The following is a 20,832-nucleotide window of genomic DNA, read 5'->3' on the forward strand; positions in this document are numbered from 1 at the left end:
TACAAAGGCGAAAATCGCACAAGAGAAAATCGGAGGACACACCATGCTGAGAAGGACTTTGCTCGCCACAGCGGCAGCATTTGCAATAGCTTCCGCCGTGACCCCGGCGCAGGCCGCCTGCAGTCCGGACTATACGGGCGTCACGCTAACGGTGGCGTCGCAGACCGGTCCCTACATCGCCTCGGCGCTGAAGCTTGGTGCCGATGCCTGGTCGAAACAGACCTGCGGCAAGGTCAATGTGGTGGAATTCCCCTGGTCGGAACTCTATCCCAAGATCGCGACATCGCTGACATCAGGCGATGCGACATTCGACATGGTCTCCTTCGCACCGGCCTGGCTGCCCGACTTCGTCGACTACCTCAGCGAAATGCCGAAGGCGATGCAATCTGGGCCGGATTGGGACGATGTCGAGCCGGCCTATCGCGAACGGCTGATGGTATGGGGCGGCAAGATCTATTCGCAATCGATGGACGGCGACGTCCACACCTACACCTACCGCATCGACCTGTTCGAAGATCCGAAGGAGAAGGAGGCGTTCAAGGCCAAATACGGCTATGACCTCGCGCCGCCGACCACCTGGAAGCAGTATCTCGACATCGCCGAATTCTTCCAGCGTCCCGATAAAGGGATGTGGGGCACCGCGGAGGCGTTCCGGCGCGGCGGCCAGCAGTTCTGGTTCTTCTTCAGCCATGCGGCCGCCTACACCAACAATCCGAATTATCCCGGTGCGATGTTTTTCGATCCGGAAAGCATGGACGCGCAGATCAACAACCCCGGCTGGATCAAGGGACTGGAGGAATACATCCGCGCCTCCAAGCTCGGACCGCCCAACGCGCTCAATTTCTCATTCGGCGAGGTCAACGCGGCGGTGGCCGGCGGCCAGGTGGCGGAATCGATCGGCTGGGGCGACACCGGCGTGATCGCCGCCGATCCCAAGCAGTCGAAAATTTCCGGCAAGGTCGGCTCCGCGATGCTGCCGGGATCGAATGAAATCTGGAACGCGAAGACCAAAGCCTGGGACAAATTCCCCGAGGTGCTGCCGGGGCCGTTCATGGCGTTCGGCGGCTGGCAGATCGCCGTGCCGAAGGCGGGCAAGAACCAGGCGGCCGCCTGGAGCTACATCAAGACGCTGACCAGTCCCGAGGTGTCGGGCCAGGCAGCGATCACCGGCGGCACCGGCGTCAACCCCTACCGCAAGTCGCACACCACCAATCTCGAGCTGTGGAGCAAGATCTTCACGCCGCGTGAGGCGAAGGAATATCTCGGCGCACAATCGGCCTCGATCAACTCCAAGAACGTCGCCCTCGACGTGCGCCTGCCCGGCTACTTCTCCTACACCGAGGTGGTGGAGATCGAACTCGGCAAGGCGCTGGCGGGACAGGTGACGCCGAAGCAGGCGCTCGACACCGTGGCCAAGGAGTGGAACCGGCTGACCGACGAATTCGGCCGCGACAAACAACTCGCCGCCTATCGCGCGGCGATGGGTTTGCCGGCGAAGAAGTGATGCACCGCCGGAAGATCTGAAAGATCGGTGCGTTTCTACAAAGTAGGCCGTCATGCCCGGCCTTGTGCCGGGCATCCACGACTTTCTCAGCATCACTGCACGAAAGACGTGGATGGCCGGGACGAGCCCGGCCATGACGGGGTAAAAGCACAAGGCACAGACATGGCCCACGTCGAGATCGAGAACGTCAACAAGTCCTACGGATCTTACAGCGTCATCGAGGCGCTCGATCTGAAGGTGGCTGACGAGGAATTCGTGGTGCTGGTCGGCCCATCCGGCTGTGGCAAGACCACGACACTGCGCATGATCGCAGGACTGGAGACGGTGACCAGCGGCAGCATCCGTATCGGCGATCGTGACGTCACCGACCTGCGTCCCGGCCTGCGTAACTGCGCCATGGTGTTCCAGAACTATGCGCTCTATCCGCACATGAGTGTGGCCGAGAACATTGGTTACGGCATGAAGGTGCGCGGCACCCCGCGCGCGGAGATCGATCGCGAGGTCAGGAACGTCGCCCGCATCCTGGAGTTGGAAAAATACCTGGAGCGCCGCCCTAAACAATTGTCCGGCGGCCAGCGCCAGCGGGTTGCGATCGGTCGCGCCATCGTGCGCAGCCCCGACGTGTTCCTGTTTGACGAGCCCTTGTCCAACCTCGACGCCAAGCTGCGGATCGAAATGCGCACCGAGATCAAGGCGCTGCATCGCCGCCTCGCCAAGACCATCGTCTATGTCACCCACGACCAGGTCGAGGCCATGACCATGGCGGATCGTGTGGTGGTCATGAACGGCGGCAAGATCGAGCAGGCCGCCGATCCGATCACGCTGTACGAGAAGCCACGCAATCTGTTCGTCGCCGCCTTTATCGGCGCGCCCAGCATGAACTTCATTGAGGGCAGCCTCGCCGCAAACGATGGCGCCCTCGTCTTCACCGGCGCATCCGGAGTGGCGCTGACGCTGCCGAAAAGCCGCGCCAATGTTTATGGTGGCCACGTCGGTAAACCCGTCGTGCTGGGAATCCGGCCGGATCACATCGCCCGCGATGTGGCCGCAGGTTCATCGGTCCGCATGATGGTGAAAGACGTCGAACCGCTGGGACCGCACACCCTGGTGATCGGCACAGTCGGCGGCGCGCTGTTCACCGTGCAGATGCCGGTCGGCGTCAGGGCCAAGCCGGATGAAGCATTCGATATTCCGCTCCACCTCGATCAGGCCCACCTGTTCGACAAGGCCAGCGGCGACGTGATCCCGGTTTAGCGACCCTGCCGGGTCGACTTCTTTCCCTCTGCGCCGAAACAAAACAATTCGACCGGGTCGTGAAAACCCTTCAGATGGTGAAAGCCGGCCGTGGCAGGCTGCGACTCCGGCACCATTTCAGCAAACCGAGGTGATGCCAGCAACCGGTGAAACCCCGCACCGCAGACCGACTGGATGCGGCTGATCAGGTTGACGTCCGGCCCGATCATGGTGAAGTCCATCCGGCGCCCGGAGCCGATGTTGCCATAACTGACCGCGCCATAATGCAGCGCAATACCGGCCTCGAGCCTCTCCTCACCGGCCCGGTGATCGATATTGTCCAGGACCGTCAGCGCCACCCGAAAAGCTGTCGCGCACGCCGCCCTGGCATCGTCGTCATGAAAGAACGCCAGCACGGCGTCGCCCATGAACTTGACGATCTCACCGCCGGCCGCCGTAATCGACGGCACCACCTGATCGAAATAGTCATTGAGCAACGCAATCACCCGCGGCGCCGGCAACCGGTTGGACAGCTCCGTGAAGCCTCTGAGATCGCACAGCATCAGCGCCGCCTCCAGCGTCTCGACCTGGCCGCGGCGGATACGGCCGGCAAGGATACGCTGCGCCGTGACCGGGCCGACATAGGTGTCGAGCAAGGTGAGTTCGACCTTGCGTAGTGTTCGTAGCTCGCAGAGATTGCGCAGCGCCGGGACGATGCGCTCGAGCGCAAGACGCTCGGTCGCGGTAAATCCCCCTCGCCGTGCGGTGCAGAACGTCACCGCACTCAGCGGTCCGTCCCCGCTGTTCAGCGGACGCACCATCATGTCGACGAGACCGCGCTCGCGATAGACGTCGATCAGCGTCCAGTTGCGGGCTTCCCGGCGATCGAGGCGCACGTCCAGCGGTTCATTGTGCTCCATTGTGAAGTGCACCGGGCTGTGGACGAAGTCCGCGCTGGCCTCAATGCCATGCTCCCGGTCGAAGATCTCGACCGAACTGTTGGGTGACCAGGCCACCGTGCGGCCGAGAATCTCCGGATGCAGCGTACGCAGGTGCAGCGCCAGCCGATCGATCGGCAGTCCCGCGGCGAGAAGCCTGCGCCCCAGACCCGCGACGAGGCCGGCATCGTCGGTATCGTGGCATTCATCGCTGGCAAGCCATTCAACACAACGCAGCAGTGCATGGGCGAGTGGAGCGCGCCGGTCGTCGCGTGGATCCATTAGACTGGCGGTGGGGACCATGGCTTCACCTTGAGGTTACGCCGATATCATCGGCTTGGGCACGTCGTTGGGGTGGCAACAACATCAATGGGCACCGCTACCGCCGACCTGCCCCGCCGGCTTCTTGAGCATCAGGGTTGCAACCAGCGCCAGGACCAGCACAACGCCGAGCAGAAAGAAGGTGTCGCTGAAGGACATGATATTGGCCTGCAGCCGGACCCGGGAGCCGATGGCGACGACGGCCTTGTGCCAGGCCGTTGCCTGATCGGAGACGCCGTGATTGAGGAAATAAGTGGTCAGCTGATCGATCCGTTGCCGTGTTGCTTCCTCGAACAGCGACACTGAATTGGTCAGCACATTGGAGTGAAACTGTTCGCGCTTGCTCTGGAAGGTCTGCAACGCGGCGATCCCGATGGCGCCGCCCAGGTTGCGCATCATGTTGAAGAGCGCAGACGCGGAGCCTGCATTCTCCGGCTCGATGCCGGCGGTGGCGACGGCGGATAGCGGCGCGAACGCCAGCGCCTGGCCCACCGCACGCACGACATTCGGCCAGAACAACTGGTCGGAGGCATAGACACCGGTCATGTAGATGTTCATGAAGTTGGAAGCCGCGAACAGAGCGAAGCCGGTCACGATGATCAGGCGAACGTCAAAGCGTTGCATCAATCGCGGCACCAGCGGGATCAATACGAGCTGGGGCAGACCGGTCCATGCCAGCACCATGCCGATTTGTTCGGAGTTATAGCCCTGCACCCGGGACAAATAGAGCGGCAGGATAAACACCGAGCCATAAAGCGCGATGCCCATCAGAAAGTTTGCGGTGATGCCGAAGCCGAAATTGCGACGCAGCAGCAGCCGCAGATTGAGCAGCGGGCGCGGGCTGCGCAATTCGATGATCAGGAACAAAGTCAGCGAGACCGCGGCGATCACCGACAGCCGAACGATGAAAGGCGAGCCGAACCAGTCGTCCTTGTTGCCTTCTTCCAGCACGGTCTGCAGCGCGCCGAGACCGATCGCCATGGTGAGAATGCCGGGCCAGTCGCCATCCCGCAGCAGATGCAGCTGCATCGGCTTCGCCTCCAGCGACACCCACAGCATCGCCACCATGATCGCTCCGGGCACCAGATTGACGTAGAAAATGTACTCCCAGCCCCAGTTTTCGGTGAGATAACCGCCGATGGTCGGGCCGATCGCCGGTGCGAAGGTGGCGGAGAGTGCGAACAGCGCGAGGCCGATCGGCTGCTTGGCCTTGGGCAGCAGGGTGATGATCAGGGTAAACGCCATCGGGATCAGCACGCCGCCGGTAAAACCCTGGATGGCGCGCAGCACGATCATCTGCTCGAGATTTTGCGCCAGCGCACAAGCCGCCGAGAACACCAGAAACAAGATAGCATTGCTCAGCAGATAAAGACGGATCGAAAACACCCGTGCCAGCCAGCCGGACAGCGGAATGACGATGATTTCCGCAATCAAATAAGAGGTCGAGATCCAGCCGCCATCATCGATGCCAGCGCCGATGCCGCCCTGGATGTTGGCCAGCGAAGCGTTGACGATCTGGATATTGAGCACGGCCATGAAGGCGCCGAGCGTCGAGCCGATCACTGCGATCCAGGTGATCAGTGAACTTTGGGGAGCGGCCGCAGGTGCCGGTTTCGCTGTTACGGGAAACGCCGGTGCAGCAATTTGGGCGGTCATGGCAAAACTCCGTCTCTCCTGTGCCGGCAACCATGCCGCACACAGGCCTTCGCGATAATCGAGGAAAGACCGAAAGGATTATCCAGCGGGACTGGAAGGCCCGGCGGTGTTGGCGTCGCGTTCGATCGGAAGGCGGCATACGCCGCCCGTCGGCTTGGGCGAAACCGACGCGCCAGCCAGCTCATTCGCCTGCGGGACACCGTTGTCCGCGATCGCCGCAGCCTTGGTGTTGACCGTCGGCTCGACCGACATGCCGGCGCGCAGCAATCCCGCCATGCGCTCGTCGTCCAGTGTGATCTTCACCGGGATCCTCTGCACGATCTTGGTGAAGTTGCCGGTGGCGTTGTCCGGCGGCAGCAGTGCGAATTCGAGGCCACTCGCTGGCGACAGGCTGTCCACATGGCCGGTGATGTGCGCCCCGGGGAAGGTATCCACCTTGATTTCCACCGGCTGGCCATCGCGCACATGGGTGAGCTGGGTCTCTTTAAAGTTGGCGACGATATAGGTCGCATGCAGCGGCACCACCGCCATCAGTTGCGTGCCGGCGGTGACGTACTGGCCGATCCGCAGCGAGCGCGCGCCGACGGTGCCATTCACCGGAGCGACGATGGTGGTGTAGGACAGATTGAGCTCCGCCTGATGCGCCACCGCGCGGCTGCGTTCGAGCTGGGCCTGGGCCTGTTCGCGGGCGGTGGCCAGCACCGCCACCTGTTTCTCCGCCGCCACTAGTCCGGCTTTGTCGCGCTGGAGCTGAGCCGCGGCCTGCGCACGGATGGCTTCGGTCTGCTGGGCCCGCTGGATGGTGCCGGAGCCGGTTTGCATCAAGTCGCGATAGCGTTCCGCATCCGACACCGCAAAGGTCAGCGAGGCCTGGGTCGCATCGATCGCCGCCTTGGCCTGATCGACCAGCGACTGCTGCAGCACAAGCTGCGCATCGAGGTTATGGATCGCGGCCACTGCCGCATTCACGTCGGCATTGGCCTGGGCCAGCGCCGCACGGAAATCACGATCGTCGATCCGCGCCAGCACCTGGCCCGCTGTCACATGCTGGTTGTCCCGCACCAGGACGTCGGCGATATAGCCGGCGACCTTGGGCGCGATCGTAGTGTAATCGGCTTTGACATAGGCATCGTCGGTCGATTCCAGATAACGGCCGATGGTCCAGTAATCGTGACCGTAATAACTTCCGAGCGCAGTGCCGGCGAGCAGCGCAAGCACCAGCGCACCACGCTTGATCAGTGTCCGGCGCGATACCACGGGGGCCTGGGCCGGTGGGGTGGCTCCCGCGGCGTCGGTCGCCTGCTGGAAGCTGTCGGGGCGGGGCATCTCAACCATCGTCGTCTCCTGTGGCCGAAGCGGCCGTGATCTGATGGTCGCGAAGATGCAGTGTTCCAGCCGATCTGATAATCTTGGAAAATCGGGAAGGATTATCAATCGGGAGCGGATAATCAGGATCCGATCATGCGAAAATCTTCAAATATTTGAGTGAGTTATGGATCGGCTGACGAGTTTGACGGTGTTCGGCCAGGTGGTCGAATGCGGCGGGTTTTCCGCCGCCGGGCGGCGGCTCAACATGTCCGTCACCATGGTCAGCAACCATATCCAGTCGCTGGAGGACCGGCTCGGGGTGCGGCTGCTCAATCGCACCACGCGCAAGGTCAGTCTGACCGAAATCGGCCAAGCCTATTATGAACGATCCCGGCAAATCCTGATCGATCTCGATGAGGCCGATCGCGTGGCCCACGCGCTGCAGTCAACGCCACGCGGACTGTTGAAGCTTTATGCCACCTCCACTCTCGTGCGCTTCCTGTCGCCGGTCATCGGAGAGTTCCTGACCGCCAATCCCGCGGTCTCTGTCGACCTGACCGCCGGCGAACCGATGATCGACCTCATCGAATTGGGTTTCGATCTTGCGATCATGGCAGCGACGCCGCCGGATTCATCCCTCGTGGTCCGCAAGCTGACGCCATGGCGACACATCGTGTGCTGCTCGCCGGCCTACCTTGAGGCCAACCCGGCCCCCGAGCAGCCCGCCGACCTGATCAACCACAACTGCCTGAGATATGCCTATTATCCGTTCGGCCGCGATTGGCGGTTCGAGGGGCCGCAAAGGCAATCGATTACGGTGCCGGTCACCGGCAACACCGTCAGCACCAGCGGCGAGTTGTTGCGCACCCTGGTGCTATCAGGCAAGGGCATCATGCTGGCGCCGAGTTTTCTTGTTGGCGATGATGTGGAGGCGGGACGCTTGATCCGCCTGCTGCCGAACGTTCGTCTCCCCGAGCTCGCGATCAACGCGATTTATCCACACCGGCATCATCTGTCGAGCAAGGTGCGATCGTTCATCGACCTGCTCGCGGAACGCTTCACCGTCCACCGCAAGTGGATGAATCCGGCGGACGGCGCCTGACCATTAACGGCGGGACCTGGCGTAGCGCCAGCCGCAGATAATCAGCGGCAGGCCGACCATCAGCCAGGACGCGTAACGTCCGATTCCGCCTTCGACCAGCAGCGCAAGGATCAGGCCGGCGAACGACAGCACGCCGATCACAATCGGCGCGCCGAACACGCCACGCCAGTTCGGCGCGGCACCAGGCGAGAGGGATGGCTTCATTCGGCTGCCTGGGCGATTTCGGGAGCGGCAAGCAATTGCCGCCCGCGCCGCTCCTTGCGGCGTTTCACCAGCCAGAGATAGAGCCCGCTGCCGAGCACGATGATGGTCAGCACGTCCAGCACCGCCCAGATGATCTTCAGCACCATGCCGCCATAATCGCCGAAATGCAGCGGCTGCGAGATCAGCAGCGCTTTCAGATAAAGCGGCAATTCGCGGACTTCGCTGGCCGCACCAGTCTCGCCATCCACCAGCACCGGCTTGAACATGCGCGCAGTCAGGGTGCTGTCACCACGCATGAACACGGCGAAATGATGCGAGCTCGAGAACGGCGTGCCGGGAAATGCAATGAACGCCGGTGTCATGCCGGGAGCAGCGGCCTTGGCATTGTCGATGACGTGATCGAGCGAGGCGAGATGGGCGGGCAGCGGTTTGCCGGCATAGGGCGCGACCATCGCCGCCAGTTCAGTCGATTTCCACTGATCGAGCATCAGCTCGGCCCAGGTGTTGATGACACCGGTGAGCCCAACCACCGAGACCCAGGCGACAGTGGTGACGCCGATCAGATTGTGCCAGTCGAGCCAGGCGACGCGGCGGGATTTGCCATTGCGCACCGTCGAAAACTGCAGGCGGCGGGTGAATGGCCAATAAAGCACGACGCCGGACACCACCGCGACGAACATCAGCAAACCCATGCCGCCGAGGAACAGTTTGCCGGGCTGGCCGGCGAACATGTCGGTGTGCAGTTTCAGAATGATCAGCATCGGGCCGATGCCGACCTGCGCCATCGACTTGGCGCGATAGGCATCGAAGGCACGGACGACCGCGTTGTCGGGCTCGCCATTGGGCGCGCTGTTGGTGAACACGAACACGCTGCCCGGTTCGTCCTTGTCCCAGGAGACGTACTGAATGACCTTGCCCGGCGCCGTCGCCAGCGCCTCGGTCGCGACCTTGTCGATCGACGCTTTTGGCGTGCCAATCGCCACTGCTTCCGGCTGCGGCGAATATCCCAGCGCCTCGTCGATCTCGTGGTGGAAGATCAGCGGCAGGCCGGTGATGCACAGCAGCAGCAGGAACACGGTCGAGACCAGGCTCGACCATTTATGCACCAGCGACCAGATGCGGACGGTGCGGGCTTTCACGTCCAGGCCTCCGTGATTTCAGTTCGCGCTCAATGCCTTACCACTTGTAGGCGAGACTTGCTGTCGCCCGGCGGCGGTCGCCATAGAAGCAGGCATTGGTCGATGCGCAGCTCGCGACATAGATCACATCGGTGATGTTCTGCACATTGATCTGAGCGCGCCAGTTATCCCACTCGTAGTGCACCACCAGATCGCCGAGCACGCGGGCCGGCACCACCAGCGTGTTGGCCTGGTCGGCATAGGACGCACCGACATAACGGACGCCGGCACCGAAACCCAAGCCGGTCAGCGAGCCAGACTTGATGGTATAATCGCCCCACAGCGACGCCAGCTGCTGCGGCGTGTTGGTGGGTGTTTTGCCGATCAGTGCCGAGTTGAAATCCTGGCTGACGAACAGATGGTAGGCGGTGAACGAGCCCGTCAGTTTGAATTCGCGCGTGAGATTAGCGACCGCCTCGAGCTCAATGCCACGCGACGTCACCTCGCCGCTCTGGTTAGGCAGCAGGATGTTATTCGGATCGGTGGTCAGCGCGTTCTTCCGCTTAAGGTCGAACAGCGCCACATTGACGTAGCCGTTCATGCCGGCGGGAGCGAACTTGACACCGACTTCCGTCTGTTCACCCGTCTCCGGCAACAGCAGCTGCCCCGTGCCTCCATTGACGCCGATCACGGGATTGTAACTCGTCGCATAGGAGACATAAGGCGCAAGTCCGATATCGCTGGTGTAGATCAGCCCGGCTCGGCCACTGAACTTGCTATCGTCGCGGCTCTGGGTCGCGCCGGCGACATGATCGTTGTTGTCGGTCGAGACCCAGTCGTTGCGGCCGCTCAGCACGAGAGTCCAGCGGTCCCACTTGATCTGGTCCTGCACATAGAAACCAAGCTGCTTCTGCGTGATGGTGCGATCCGTTCCGAAAGGACCGGTGAACACGGGGAAATACCCATAGGCTGGACTGAGCACGTTGATCGACGCACCTCCGGCGAAGTTTTGGCGATCGTCGATGGAATAATGCTTCAAGTCCAGTCCAAACAGCGCCGTGTGGCTCAAGGCGCCGGTTGAAAAGCGATATTCGAGTTGGTTGTCGAGATTCGCCTGATCGGCGATGCCGATGGTGTGGAAGTTGCCGCGGGACAGATTGCCCGCCGCATCGGTGCCGAGACCGAACAGCGTGGAGTAATCGACGTTCACATGGGCAAACCGTGCGTTCTGGCGGAAAGTCACGCTGTCCGACAGATTACGTTCGAATTGATAGCCGATCATTTCCTGCTCGCGCCTGAAGAAATCGACGCTGGGATCGCTGCCGAAGAAGTTCGTGGGAATGCGACCGTACGGGGCTGCGACCACGGTGCCGACATATGGCAGGAAGTTCTGGCCATTGGTTGTGCTCTTCGAGGCCGAAGCCAGCAATGTAAAGCTGGTGTCGGCGTCCGGCTTCCAGGTCAGCGACGGCGCGATGAAATAGTTGTCATCCTTGATGTAGTCGGTCTGGGTGCCGCCGGCCTGCACCTGGCCGACCAGGCGATAGAACAATTGGCCGTTGTCGGTCTTCAGCGGCACCGGGCCGCCGAAATCGAATGAGAGATAGCGGTTGCCGTACTGGTTGATGCCGGCTTCGACATAGCGGATCGGCTCCGCTGGCGGCATCTTGCTGACCACGTTGACCATGCCGCTCGGGCTGCTGCCGCCGTACAGCACAGCTGACGGTCCGCGCAGAATTTCGATCCGCTCCATGTTGGACGTTTGCAGTTTCCAGCTTGCGTATGAGGTGTAGAACAGCTGCAGTCCGTCGAGGAACGTGCTGTTGTCATCGGACTTGAAGCCGCGGATCAGGAACCAGTCGTTACGGGTATCTGCGCCGAAGGTGCCGCCATAGACGCCAGCTGTGTAGCGCAGAATCTCGTCGAACTTGCCGGGCTTCTGGTCGCGGATCTGCTCGGCGCCGATCACCGAAATCGCCTGCGGCGTTTCCAGCAGCGGCGTGTTGGTCTTGGTTCCGCTCATCGAACGGCCCGCGACATAGCCGGTGATGGCGCCGCGCGGATTTTCCACGGCGGGGGCACTGGGGTTGCGAACCGGCGGGCGGCGGGGTGCCACCGCAACGCGCTGCGGGCGCGCCGCACGGCGCGGCGCGGCGGTGACACGGCGACGGGTGGTCGGGGCATCGACCGTCACTGGGCCCAGCGCGGTGCCGCCCGATGGCGACGTACCTGATTGCTGGGCGCTCGCGATCTCGAGCGTCGCCCCGCACATCAGAAACACGCTGGAAAGAAAACCAATTCGCAGTGACTTACACAGCTTCGACACGTCCCCAACTCCACCTAGCAATTCAGCGCCCTCCACATGATGACATGCGCACGACCCCGCATACGTCGGTGATGCCGGCCGTTCCAATTGAATCCTTCCAGGCAAGAAATAATTCTCGGGAATGCGGATTTTGGGAAACAGTCGTTTTTAATTATTCTAATTCTAAACTGCGCCGACGAGCCGCGAAGCTTGCCACCTGATCCAGCCACGATCATCGTTATGCAGACATCGCTACACCTTGATGAACTGGCAGCCGCACTCCTTGATGATGTCCTTGGCGATGTCGCGCAGTTCGCGCTCTTCCGCCGCGAGCTCCCTCGCCAGTGTCTCCGCCCGCCGCGCCAGGAACTTCCACACCAGTTTCTTGGGGTCGCCTTGCAGGCTGTCCTTGAGCGCCTTGAGCACCGCCTGCAGATCGTTGCGCTTGGCCACCACCACGAGCTTCTTGGCGGCGAAGCGCGCGATCGCGGCCAGACAGGCCGCCGTGCCATTCTGCGAGCGCCGCTTGCACTGCTCGACGGCCTGATCCAGCGCATCGATCACCAGGATGTTGTCCAAAATCGCAGCCTCGCCGGCGGCGATCGCATCCTCGATCGCCTGGTTCACCCGATTGCCGAGCTTGCCGGATTCGATCACAAGCTCGGTGAGCAGGATCAGGGCAATCACCGCCGCGATCGCGAGCAGGAACGCGGCGATAGCGGCTCCGGCGCCCGCCGCCACCAGCGGCAGCGCCGCGAACACGATCGCCGGACGGGTATGGCGCGGCATGCTGTCCATCAGCGCCACGCCGTGGCGATAATCCGTCTCGAACCGACCGGTGGGCGGCGCGCCCGGCTGCACCAGCGGGATCACCCGCGCACGCAACACATCGAACCGCGCCCGCTGGGTGGGAGAAAGATCGAGATCGTCGCGCGCCAGCAGCAAGTCGAGCCGCGCGAGGACGCGCAGCACGTCGGCGGCCAATTCAGCCTCCACGCCGACCATGGCGTCGTCCAGCGCGCGCATGGTCATCTTGCCGGTGATGATGTCAGGGGTCGTCTGATAGGCGGTGTTGATGATCCTGTTCTCGGTCTTGTAGCGCAGCACCGCATCGGCCGTGGTGTCGCCATAGAGGCCTGCGGCCTGTTCGCCCTCGCTGATGCCGCAAGGCGGCTTGTCGAGCAGCAGGCTCAGCGCCGCCTGGATCTTGCGGACATGGGTGCCGCGCGCGCCTTTGACGACATGACCGGCATCGACGGTCAGCGCCGCCTGCAAGGCTTTGTCGCCGCAAAACAGATCCGAGCGCAGACCGGTCATCTGTCGCCACTCCCCCACCAATGCGGATTTGGCGCGTTGTCCTCACGCGAACCGGCCCCACGCCCGGATAAGATCCCAGGCATGCTTCGCTCGAAAACGCTCAACCGAACAGATGATAAGTCTTGAGAGTGCAGCCACAGGTTCACGCGGGAACGCAGGTTCCATCATCCCGCATATGATTCAAATGATCTGCATGCGAGAGGTGCAAATTTTGCGGGTCTCACACCGCAAAAATCGAGCCGACCACAACGAGCCCGGAGATCAGCGACAGTTGCGCCGACGATGTCGGATCAAACCGCAGGGCATGGTCATCGCGCAACGGAAACGCGGCGCCATCGATCTCGATGAAGCTGTCACCCGCAGGCGCGTAAATCACATGGCTTCCCGCTGCCAGCCCCCGGGTCCCTGGCTGCGTCAGCGCCACAAGATCGATGGCGAACGCGGCAGCATTCGCCATCAGGTTCACGACGTCGACGGGGCCAGTTTCAAGGCGGGTGACGATGGCCAGTTCGCCGGCGAATCGAACCGGCGTGAAGGCCCGGCGCTCATCGAACTCGGCATCCGCCGCCTCCAGGATCAAGCCCTCGCCCTTGACCACCATCTGCATGCGCGTGATGCCAGGCAGATGGGAGAACGGGCCGGGCGCCACAATGGCCGTGCGGCCGAACTTCCACAGCAGGCTGTCCCAGTCGCGCGGTGCATCGGCGCGATAGGCGTCGGCGATGTCGATGAGGGTCCCGCCGCCATTCTTCCAGGGCAGACGGCGATAACCCTCGGGATCCAGTCGGGTGATTGTCAGTGTCATCGCCTGTTGTCGCTTCTGTGTGACAAGATGGCAAGCGGCAGCCAATGAGCATGACCCAGAACACCTTGAGCCACGTCAAGCGCTTTCAGAAGCGGTTACCCCGGCGCAAAACAGCTATGTAGACGCGCGCATTCCGATGTTACGATTGCATCTTGCCCGTCTTTCTCCCGACGTCCCCAGCCTCCAGGAGCCAGCCTTCATGACCGTCGCCGCCAGCCAGCCGCTTCCGACCGCTACCGAAACCGACCCGGAACGGCAGGGCTGGATGAAGGGCCTGCCGCCCTCGGCGGACCGCGCGGTGATGTTCCAGGACGAATCGTTCCGCAACTTTCCCCAATTCCGCTGGGCCTGGAGCAACCTGCGCCAGTTGGTGCCGACCGTGAACGTCTGGCGCGGACCCGGCCCGGCATCGCAACTGCCGCGTGCGGAGCGCGATATCGGCGGCTCCGTCTCCACCACCATGGACGGCCGCCCCATGACCTTCGCGCGGATGCTCGAGGAGACCTACACCGACGGCATCGCGGTGCTGCACCGGGGCCAATTGATCCATGAGCGCTATTTCGGCGCGCTGAAGCCGCACAAGCCGCACATCGCCATGTCGGTGACCAAGTCGTTCACCGGCACGCTGGCGGGCATTCTGGTGGCCGATGGAAAAATCGATCCGCAGGCGCCGGTCGCAGAGTATGTGCCCGAGTTCGGGCGAAGCGCGTTCGGCGATGCCCGCGTCCAGGAGGTGATGGATATGACCACCGGCCTCGCCTACACCGAGGTCTACACTGATAAGAGCTCGGACGTGTGGGGCCTGCGGCGGGCCAATGGCATGGCGCCGATCGAGCCGGGTTATGACGGTCCGACCACCAACTTCGATTATATCTGCGTGCAGAAAAAACAGGGCGAACACGGCAACGCGTTTGCCTACAAGACCGTCAACACCGACGTGCTGGCCTGGATCTGCCGCCGCGTCAGCGGCCAGACGCTGGCGGAGCTGCTGTCCGAGCGAATCTGGACGCCGATGGGCGCGGAGGAAGATGCGCACTATCATGTCGACCGCGTCGGCACTGAAAGCGGCGGCGGCGGTCTCTCCACCACCCTGCGCGACCTCGCGCGTTTCGGCGAGACCATGCGCAACCACGGCCGCTTCAACGGCCGCCAGATCGTCCCGTCAACCGTGGTCGAGGACATCGCCCGCGGCGGCGATCCCGAAAAATTCAAACCCGCCGGTTACACCACCCTGCCCGGCGCGTCCTATCGCAATCAATGGTGGGTGAGCCACAATGCGCATGGTGCCTATATGGCGCGCGGAATCCACGGCCAGGGCATCTATGTCGATCCCACAGCCGAAATGGTGATCGCGCGTTATGCGTCGCATCCGATGGCCGGCAACATGGCCAACGATCCGGTGACGCTGCCGGCCTATATGGCGCTGGCGAAGGAGTTAATGGCGAAGAGATAAGGCCCGCATCGCAAGATGTGGATGTCCCTGCGACCCGGCAGGCCGAGTCGCAGGGAACAAGCCCGACCATGATGAAGCGAGCAATGAACGGCCTCGTCATCATGCTTCGGCGGTGTACGGATAACCGCTCTGAAAAACCAAAGCCCGCGGTTATTTGTGAATCATCGGCCGCTTCGGCGTCGGCGCCGGCTCGTCCGGTGCCCACAGCCGATAGCTCAGCGTCGCAAACACCGTGAAGCCCTGCGGGATGGCAGACTGGTCGACAGGGCCTCCGACCGTGGACCCGGACGCCTTTGCCGAAACCTCCTGCGTGCCCCACAACGACAGGCTCGCAACCCCGAAGTCATAGCCGATCAGACCGCCGACCGCCCAGATATCGTATTTGTTGGCGTTGAGGATGGCGTTGCCATAGAACGCGCTGGACTTGTCCTTGGTAATTTGCCCCTGATAGTAGGCAACCGGTCCGAATGTCCATTTGCCGACCGTCTTGGTCGCCGTGAAGTCGGCGTGGAGAATGTTCCCCGTCGTATAGCCGGTGACAGTGCTCGCGGTATTGAATTCTCCGTAGATCGCTGCGGACAGGTTCCAGCCGTCGGCCAGATACGACACAATAATTTCCGGCTGGAATGTCCAGTATGGCGAGCCGACGTTGCCGGTGCCGGCAACGCCGGTCTTGGTGCCGTCGGGCACATAGATACCGAGACCGGTCTTGACCGCAAACCCGCTCTCGCCAAGCATCCAGCTCAGCTCGATCGGCACGATATAGGTGTTGAACATCCCGCTCGATTGCGTGTTGAACGGAGCCCCGAGGCTCTGTGCGACAAAGGGTTGCACGATCAGCGCGTCATAGGTGGCGCCGAGGAAAGTCCAGCCGGGAACGAACAGGAAGCCCTGCACGTCGACGAACCCCTGCGCGCCGACCTTGTTTCCCACCGTCTTCGTCACCGGTCCGGCGAGATTGCCCTGGAACGTATATACTTGGTTGAACATGTAGATGCCGGGTGGCGGCACGCCGGCGCTGGCGCCGATGAACGAGCCCGCCTTGGTCTGTGCCGCCGCCGCTTCATAGGCATTGGCGGGTGTCGCTGCGATCGCCGCGACACCCGCCGCGGCCATGAGAGCTGTCGTAAACCTCATCTGCTATCCCCCGTTTCAAAATGCTTTGAATCACTCACCTCGCATGCTGAAGCGGCATTCTCGGAAAATGTCCGAGCGAAGCTGTCCCGCATCAATGCGAGCAGTTTCGGCGACGCGCCTGACCAGCGCCCCGGAATGCTTTTCAGAATGATAGTGATCATTATCTAATATGGATCGAGGTGCAACATGGAAATGTCATCGATCTGAAGACTGCAGCTGCTTTTACCGGGGTGTTGCACAAAAACATGATGTGCTTTTGCGAAGGCCTCGCCGAGCAACATTCAGAAAAATATATCGCGCTGCGAACATCGCGTTCCGCAACGCTTCAAGCTGCACATCCCGACATGCGTGCCGGCGCACGCCGCATCAATACTTGAGCACAAGCTCCGCGATCGCCGCCGTCGCTTCGATGAACCCCTGCGGACAACTGCTCGCGGCAAGGCGGAACAGGCGTTGCGCGTCCTGCCGCCTGTCCTTCAGCAGCGCCCATTCGCCGCCATAGAACGCTGCTTCACAGGTCTGCCCCTGCGTGGCCTTTGGATCACTGTCCGCGGCGGCGGCCAGGGTCTGCGCCGAACTCAACTCGCCGAGAAACTGGCGGATCACCGGAGCCGGCCATGCCGTCATATCCAGGTGTCGCGCGGTTTGTGCCAGACGGCTCGGAGCCTTGTTGCGGCGTTCGGCAAGCTCGAGCCACAAAGCAGCATAAGCGTTTTTGGAATCGAGCTCATTCGCCTTCCTGAAATCGGCCTCCGCGTCCGCAACCGAACGGCCGACAAAGAAATAGGCGACGCCCCTGTTCAGATAGGCCGCGGCGTAAGCCGGATCGAAACGGATTGCCGCGGTGTAGTCGGCGATGGCGCGCGCATTGTCGCCCATGCTGTAGGACACGCTGCCGCGGTTAAAATAGGCTTGAGCATTGTTCGGATCGAGCCGCAGCGATTCATTGAGATCGGCCAGGGCCCGGGCGAACTCATTCCTGCTCTTGTAGACGGCGCCGCGATCAAAATAGGCCAAGGCATAATACGGATCGAGCCGGATCGCAGCATCAAAATCGGCCAGAGCGGGATCGGGATCGTTATTGTTCCTGTAGAAGTTACCGCGGCTGTTGTAGGCCCAGGCGCTTTTTGGATCGCGCCGGACGGCCTCGTCATAGTCGCCAAGGGCGCGCGCCTTGTCGCCTTTGCCGAGATACACATTGCCCCTGTTGATATAGGCGGCCGGGGCATCGGGATCGATCCGGATCGCCGCGTCGCAATCCGGCAGCGCACGTTCCAGCTGCTGCCTGGCCCACCACCATCCACAGCGATTGCTGAAAGCCGCCGCACGGCGTGATCCGGCCACGCCGGAATCGGCGATGACGCGATCGCAGGCCGCAATGCTCTGATCCACCCTGTCGAGGCCTCCGATCAGCTTGCACTGCTCAAGGTCGCTTTGGCTGTCGGCACGTGCCGGAGCCGGAACCACGGTCAACACGGCCAGGCCAGCAAGCAGCATCGAGAAGCGCATGTCCCCTCCATCGTGGCCTCACGGCACGGTCTTGATGTTGCGCACGAAGATCGAACCCAGCACCAGGATCGTCCCCGCGACCGCACAGAGTGTGGGGTAGCCGCCGAACTGGATAACCAATGGCGCGGCGAGAACCGGCGCCAGTGCATAGGGGCCCGCGATCGCGAAATTGATCACGCCGAGGTCCTTGCCGCGATTGCCGGCCGCGGGCAGCACCTGGGTGATCATGGCCTGGTCGACCGCAATATAGGCGCCATAGCCGAGCGCCAGAATGGCGGTGACGCACTGGACGCCCAGCCAGGTGTGCCAGACCGCGAGCAGCAGCATGGCGGCGCCCTGCACCAGTCCCGACACGATCACAAAAATCTTGCGCCGCCCACGGCGGTCGGAGAGATAACCGACGGTGGTCGCCGTCAGCAGGGAGCAGCCGGTATAGATCAATGTGAGGATGAACACGCCCTCCTCGGATCGCTTGCCCGGAAACACCTGCTCGTAGTGAACCACGTCGCGCAGGAAGAACAGCAGATAGAGCGTGAACATCGCCGAGCCGAGCTGCATCATGAAGCGGGTGATCCAGGCCCAGGCGAAGTCCGGATGCTGCCGCGGACTGATCCAGAAGCCGGCGAGGAAATCACGCCAGCGGAATGGCGCCAGCGCGGCACGGGACAGCACGGCATCCCGCGTGGTCAGCACGAACGGCAGCGCCAGCAGCAGGACCATCGCGGCAAGCGCGACATAGCCTTCCGACAGCCCGGTGAACACGTAAGCCGCCAGCACCACGCCGACGATGGTGCCGGCAGCCGGCATCACGCCCATGAAGGCGCTGGTCACCGCGCGCTGCCGCACCGGCACATGATCCGGCACCTCCGCGGTCAGCGACGCCTGCATGCCGTTCATGCCCGCCATCGCCACGCACCACAGCACCACCATGCCAAGCAACGTAGTCTGATGGCCGAGTAAAATGAGGGCGATGGCAGCGATCGTGGCGCCGCCGATGGTCCAGCCATGGCGGCGGCCAAATCGCGATGTGGTGCGATCGGACAACGCTCCGATGAGCGGATTGGCCAGCACCGCGGCGAGAGCGCCGAGGCTCGAGATCAGCGCGAACGCCGTCTCCTTGCTGTCGGGCGAGATCAGCGCGGCCTGCCGCGGCAGCAGCAGATTGCTGATCCCAAACATCCCGGTGTAGAGGCCGAGACTGGCCAGTGTCAGCAGGCCGATGAACCGCTTGCGAACGGGCATCACCGGCTCGGCGAGCGCCGCCGATGCGTCGGGACGTGGTGCTGCCCTTCTGAATTCGGCCACCTCCGTCGACAGCATCATTGCGGCCTCCCGCCGGCGAACACCGGAGGCCGGCGATGCGCCCACGGCCGTGCCGCCTCGAGCTCATAGGCCAGCTCAAACAGCATCCGTTCATCGCCTTCGCGGCCGGCGAATTGCATCCCCACCGGCAATCCACCTGCCGTCCAGTGCAGCGGCACACTCATGGCCGGCGCTCTTGCGACATTGTGGATCAGCGTATAGTCGGCGAATTCGCCAAAACGCGTCAGCAAGGTGTCGACCGACATGCTGCCGTCAATATGACCAACCGGAACCGACGGCCGCACCAGCGTCGGAGACAGGGTCACATCATAGGCAGAGAACCAGCCGACATAGGATTTCTGATACTCCCGCATTCTGGCTCTGGCGTTCTCAAGCTCGCCCGCGGGCAACCGCGCGGCCATCTCTGCCATCTGCAGGGTGAAGGGCTCCAGCATCAATTCATCCGGCTTGCGCCCGATGCCATCGCGAAGCAGTCCGATCGATTGCAAAGCGAGAGAGACCAGTGCGACGATTTTTGGATTGATGGCGAGGCGTGCCAGCCCCACGGCCTCGCGCGCCCCCGCCATCCAGAACTTGAAAAAGTCGTCGTTCAGCGCAGCGCCGTCGAGCGGCCAGGTGGTTTCCTCAACCGTGTGGCCGAGCTGTTCCAGCAGCCTGGCGGTGCCGTCCAAGCCGGCCCGCACATCTGCGTCCGGCTGCCGGCCGCCGATGCTGTTAATCACATAGCCGACACGCAAGCGGCGCTTCGACGGTGCCGTCACGGCGCCGATCGGCGGCAACAGCGCGTCCGCGCCAACGCGCTCCATCGCCGCGAACAATGCCGCCGAATCGCGCACGCTGCGCGAGATGCAATGCTCAGCGGTGACCTCGAGCCCACCGGCGGTGTGCTGATCGCCGATCAGCCGGCTGGGTGACGGCTTCAGGCCGAACAGGCCACACGCCGAGGCCGGAATACGGATCGAACCGCCGCCGTCGGCGGCGTCCGCCATCGGCAGCACCCCGGCCGCGACCGCCGCCGCCGCACCGCCCGATGATCCGCCCGACGACAGGCTGAGATCCCAGGGATTGCGGGTCGGCCCAAACGCCAACGGCTCTGATGTCGGCAGGAAACCGAACTCGCCGAGCGACGATTTGCCGATCAGCACCAGCCCCGCGGCTTCGAAGGCTTTCACCTGCGGAGAGCTTTCAGCCGGCAGCGGCGCCATCTCCGTGGCGCGCGCGCCCCAACGGGTGGCAACGCCCGCGATGTCATACATATCCTTGATGAGATAAGGCACGCCGGCAAAGGGACCGCCCAAGCCGCCGGCTCGCGCCCTTGCCCGCGCCTGATCGAACGTCGCCGTGACCAGGAAATTGAGTTTCGGCTGCATCGCCTCGGCACGAGCGATGGCGTCATCGACAGCTTCCAGCGCGGTGATGTCCTTGCGCCGGATCATCGCGGCAAGTTCGGTTGCGTCCGGGGTCACCGGTATTTTGGCGGAACTGTCGCCATCACTGCTGGCTTCATTTGCGGACGATGCCGCTAACACGTGATCGCAAATTGGCATCGCTTGGTTTCCCCACTCGCGCGGTGACCGCAGATCTCCAATTAAATAGTTA

General features: G+C 62.7%; 16 protein-coding genes. 4 read left to right on the forward strand and 12 right to left on the reverse strand.

Features of this window, described 5'->3' with window-relative positions:
• Positions 1–46: 46 nt before the first annotated feature.
• Together RS897_RS40325 and RS897_RS40330 are read left to right on the forward strand one after the other, a co-directional pair.
• A complete protein-coding gene (locus RS897_RS40325; protein WP_315838906.1) occupies positions 47–1,504 on the forward strand; it encodes an extracellular solute-binding protein in 1,458 nt (485 codons plus the stop codon).
• Between the two features lie 162 nt (positions 1,505–1,666).
• The gene (locus tag RS897_RS40330) at positions 1,667–2,758 is read left to right on the forward strand and encodes an ABC transporter ATP-binding protein (protein ID WP_315834222.1); all 1,092 of its coding nucleotides are present in this window, start codon (positions 1,667–1,669) and stop codon (positions 2,756–2,758) included.
• On the opposite strand, the gene RS897_RS40335 is transcribed toward RS897_RS40330, so the two are convergent.
• The 3 genes from RS897_RS40335 to RS897_RS40345 all read right to left on the reverse strand — a co-directional run bounded on the left by RS897_RS40335 (position 2,755) and on the right by RS897_RS40345 (position 6,987).
• Positions 2,755–3,978: an adenylate/guanylate cyclase domain-containing protein gene (locus tag RS897_RS40335; protein ID WP_315834223.1), complete on the reverse strand. Its 1,224-nt coding sequence runs from the start codon at positions 3,976–3,978 to the stop codon at positions 2,755–2,757. The genes RS897_RS40330 and RS897_RS40335 overlap by 4 nt on opposite strands.
• A gap of 63 nt (positions 3,979–4,041) precedes the next feature.
• Positions 4,042–5,652 (reverse strand): MDR family MFS transporter, encoded by a 1,611-nt coding sequence (locus tag RS897_RS40340; protein ID WP_315834224.1) that lies wholly within the window; start codon positions 5,650–5,652, stop codon positions 4,042–4,044.
• Between the two features lie 78 nt (positions 5,653–5,730).
• Positions 5,731–6,987, reverse strand: a complete 1,257-nt coding sequence (locus RS897_RS40345; RefSeq protein ID WP_315834225.1) for an HlyD family secretion protein — start codon at positions 6,985–6,987, stop codon at positions 5,731–5,733.
• Between the two features lie 157 nt (positions 6,988–7,144).
• Here RS897_RS40345 and RS897_RS40350 point away from each other — a divergent pair, with 157 nt between their 5' ends.
• Entirely contained in the window at positions 7,145–8,062 is a 918-nt protein-coding gene (locus tag RS897_RS40350) for a LysR family transcriptional regulator (RefSeq protein WP_315834226.1), read from the forward strand.
• A gap of 3 nt (positions 8,063–8,065) precedes the next feature.
• On the opposite strand, the gene RS897_RS40355 is transcribed toward RS897_RS40350, so the two are convergent.
• From RS897_RS40355 to RS897_RS40375, 5 genes are all read right to left on the reverse strand, one after another.
• Complete coding sequence (locus RS897_RS40355; protein ID WP_315834227.1) at positions 8,066–8,266, reverse strand: hypothetical protein; 201 nt, start codon at positions 8,264–8,266, stop codon at positions 8,066–8,068.
• Positions 8,263–9,405 carry a PepSY-associated TM helix domain-containing protein gene (locus tag RS897_RS40360; protein ID WP_315834228.1) on the reverse strand — a complete coding sequence of 381 codons (1,143 nt, stop codon included), beginning with the start codon at positions 9,403–9,405 and terminating at the stop codon, positions 8,263–8,265. Before RS897_RS40360 ends, RS897_RS40355 begins: the two co-directional genes overlap by 4 nt.
• A gap of 37 nt (positions 9,406–9,442) precedes the next feature.
• Positions 9,443–11,656 (reverse strand): TonB-dependent siderophore receptor, encoded by a 2,214-nt coding sequence (locus RS897_RS40365; protein ID WP_315838907.1) that lies wholly within the window; start codon positions 11,654–11,656, stop codon positions 9,443–9,445.
• Positions 11,657–11,941: 285 nt separating this feature from the next.
• A complete protein-coding gene (locus tag RS897_RS40370; RefSeq protein WP_315834229.1) occupies positions 11,942–13,006 on the reverse strand; it encodes a hypothetical protein in 1,065 nt (354 codons plus the stop codon).
• Positions 13,007–13,226: 220 nt separating this feature from the next.
• The gene (locus RS897_RS40375) at positions 13,227–13,811 is read right to left on the reverse strand and encodes a HutD/Ves family protein (RefSeq protein ID WP_315834230.1); all 585 of its coding nucleotides are present in this window, start codon (positions 13,809–13,811) and stop codon (positions 13,227–13,229) included.
• 199 nt (positions 13,812–14,010) lie between these two features.
• On the opposite strand from RS897_RS40375, the gene RS897_RS40380 reads away from it, so the two are divergent.
• Positions 14,011–15,264 carry a serine hydrolase domain-containing protein gene (locus tag RS897_RS40380; protein WP_315834231.1) on the forward strand — a complete coding sequence of 418 codons (1,254 nt, stop codon included), beginning with the start codon at positions 14,011–14,013 and terminating at the stop codon, positions 15,262–15,264.
• Between the two features lie 150 nt (positions 15,265–15,414).
• On the opposite strand, the gene RS897_RS40385 is transcribed toward RS897_RS40380, so the two are convergent.
• The 4 genes from RS897_RS40385 to RS897_RS40400 all read right to left on the reverse strand — a co-directional run bounded on the left by RS897_RS40385 (position 15,415) and on the right by RS897_RS40400 (position 20,699).
• Positions 15,415–16,401, reverse strand: a complete 987-nt coding sequence (locus RS897_RS40385; protein ID WP_315834232.1) for a SphA family protein — start codon at positions 16,399–16,401, stop codon at positions 15,415–15,417.
• 366 nt (positions 16,402–16,767) lie between these two features.
• Positions 16,768–17,910, reverse strand: coding sequence for a tetratricopeptide repeat protein (locus RS897_RS40390; RefSeq protein WP_315834233.1), 1,143 nt, complete (start codon positions 17,908–17,910; stop codon positions 16,768–16,770).
• Between the two features lie 18 nt (positions 17,911–17,928).
• Positions 17,929–19,233: an MFS transporter gene (locus RS897_RS40395; RefSeq protein ID WP_315834234.1), complete on the reverse strand. Its 1,305-nt coding sequence runs from the start codon at positions 19,231–19,233 to the stop codon at positions 17,929–17,931.
• Positions 19,230–20,699 carry an amidase gene (locus RS897_RS40400; RefSeq protein WP_315834235.1) on the reverse strand — a complete coding sequence of 490 codons (1,470 nt, stop codon included), beginning with the start codon at positions 20,697–20,699 and terminating at the stop codon, positions 19,230–19,232. The genes RS897_RS40395 and RS897_RS40400 overlap by 4 nt, the downstream gene beginning before the upstream one ends.
• Positions 20,700–20,832 lie beyond the last annotated feature (133 nt).

It is taken from the genome of Bradyrhizobium prioriisuperbiae (assembly GCF_032397745.1).
Lineage (GTDB): Bacteria > Pseudomonadota > Alphaproteobacteria > Rhizobiales > Xanthobacteraceae > Bradyrhizobium_A > Bradyrhizobium_A prioriisuperbiae.

What these genes read in the sequence shown, in the direction of transcription:
- RS897_RS40330 (WP_315834222.1), top strand. Translation starts at nt 1,667, where the DNA reads ATGGCCCACGTCGAGATCGAGAACGTCAACAAGTCCTACGGATCTTAC.
- RS897_RS40335 (WP_315834223.1), bottom strand. Translation starts at nt 3,978, where the DNA reads ATGGTCCCCACCGCCAGTCTAATGGATCCACGCGACGACCGGCGCGCT.
- RS897_RS40340 (WP_315834224.1), bottom strand. Translation starts at nt 5,652, where the DNA reads ATGACCGCCCAAATTGCTGCACCGGCGTTTCCCGTAACAGCGAAACCG.
- RS897_RS40345 (WP_315834225.1), bottom strand. Translation starts at nt 6,987, where the DNA reads ATGGTTGAGATGCCCCGCCCCGACAGCTTCCAGCAGGCGACCGACGCC.
- RS897_RS40350 (WP_315834226.1), top strand. Translation starts at nt 7,145, where the DNA reads ATGGATCGGCTGACGAGTTTGACGGTGTTCGGCCAGGTGGTCGAATGC.
- RS897_RS40355 (WP_315834227.1), bottom strand. Translation starts at nt 8,266, where the DNA reads ATGAAGCCATCCCTCTCGCCTGGTGCCGCGCCGAACTGGCGTGGCGTG.
- RS897_RS40365 (WP_315838907.1), bottom strand. Translation starts at nt 11,656, where the DNA reads ATGTGCGGGGCGACGCTCGAGATCGCGAGCGCCCAGCAATCAGGTACG.
- RS897_RS40370 (WP_315834229.1), bottom strand. Translation starts at nt 13,006, where the DNA reads ATGACCGGTCTGCGCTCGGATCTGTTTTGCGGCGACAAAGCCTTGCAG.
- RS897_RS40375 (WP_315834230.1), bottom strand. Translation starts at nt 13,811, where the DNA reads ATGACACTGACAATCACCCGACTGGATCCCGAGGGTTATCGCCGTCTG.
- RS897_RS40380 (WP_315834231.1), top strand. Translation starts at nt 14,011, where the DNA reads ATGACCGTCGCCGCCAGCCAGCCGCTTCCGACCGCTACCGAAACCGAC.
- RS897_RS40385 (WP_315834232.1), bottom strand. Translation starts at nt 16,401, where the DNA reads ATGAGGTTTACGACAGCTCTCATGGCCGCGGCGGGTGTCGCGGCGATC.
- RS897_RS40390 (WP_315834233.1), bottom strand. Translation starts at nt 17,910, where the DNA reads ATGCGCTTCTCGATGCTGCTTGCTGGCCTGGCCGTGTTGACCGTGGTT.
- RS897_RS40395 (WP_315834234.1), bottom strand. Translation starts at nt 19,233, where the DNA reads ATGATGCTGTCGACGGAGGTGGCCGAATTCAGAAGGGCAGCACCACGT.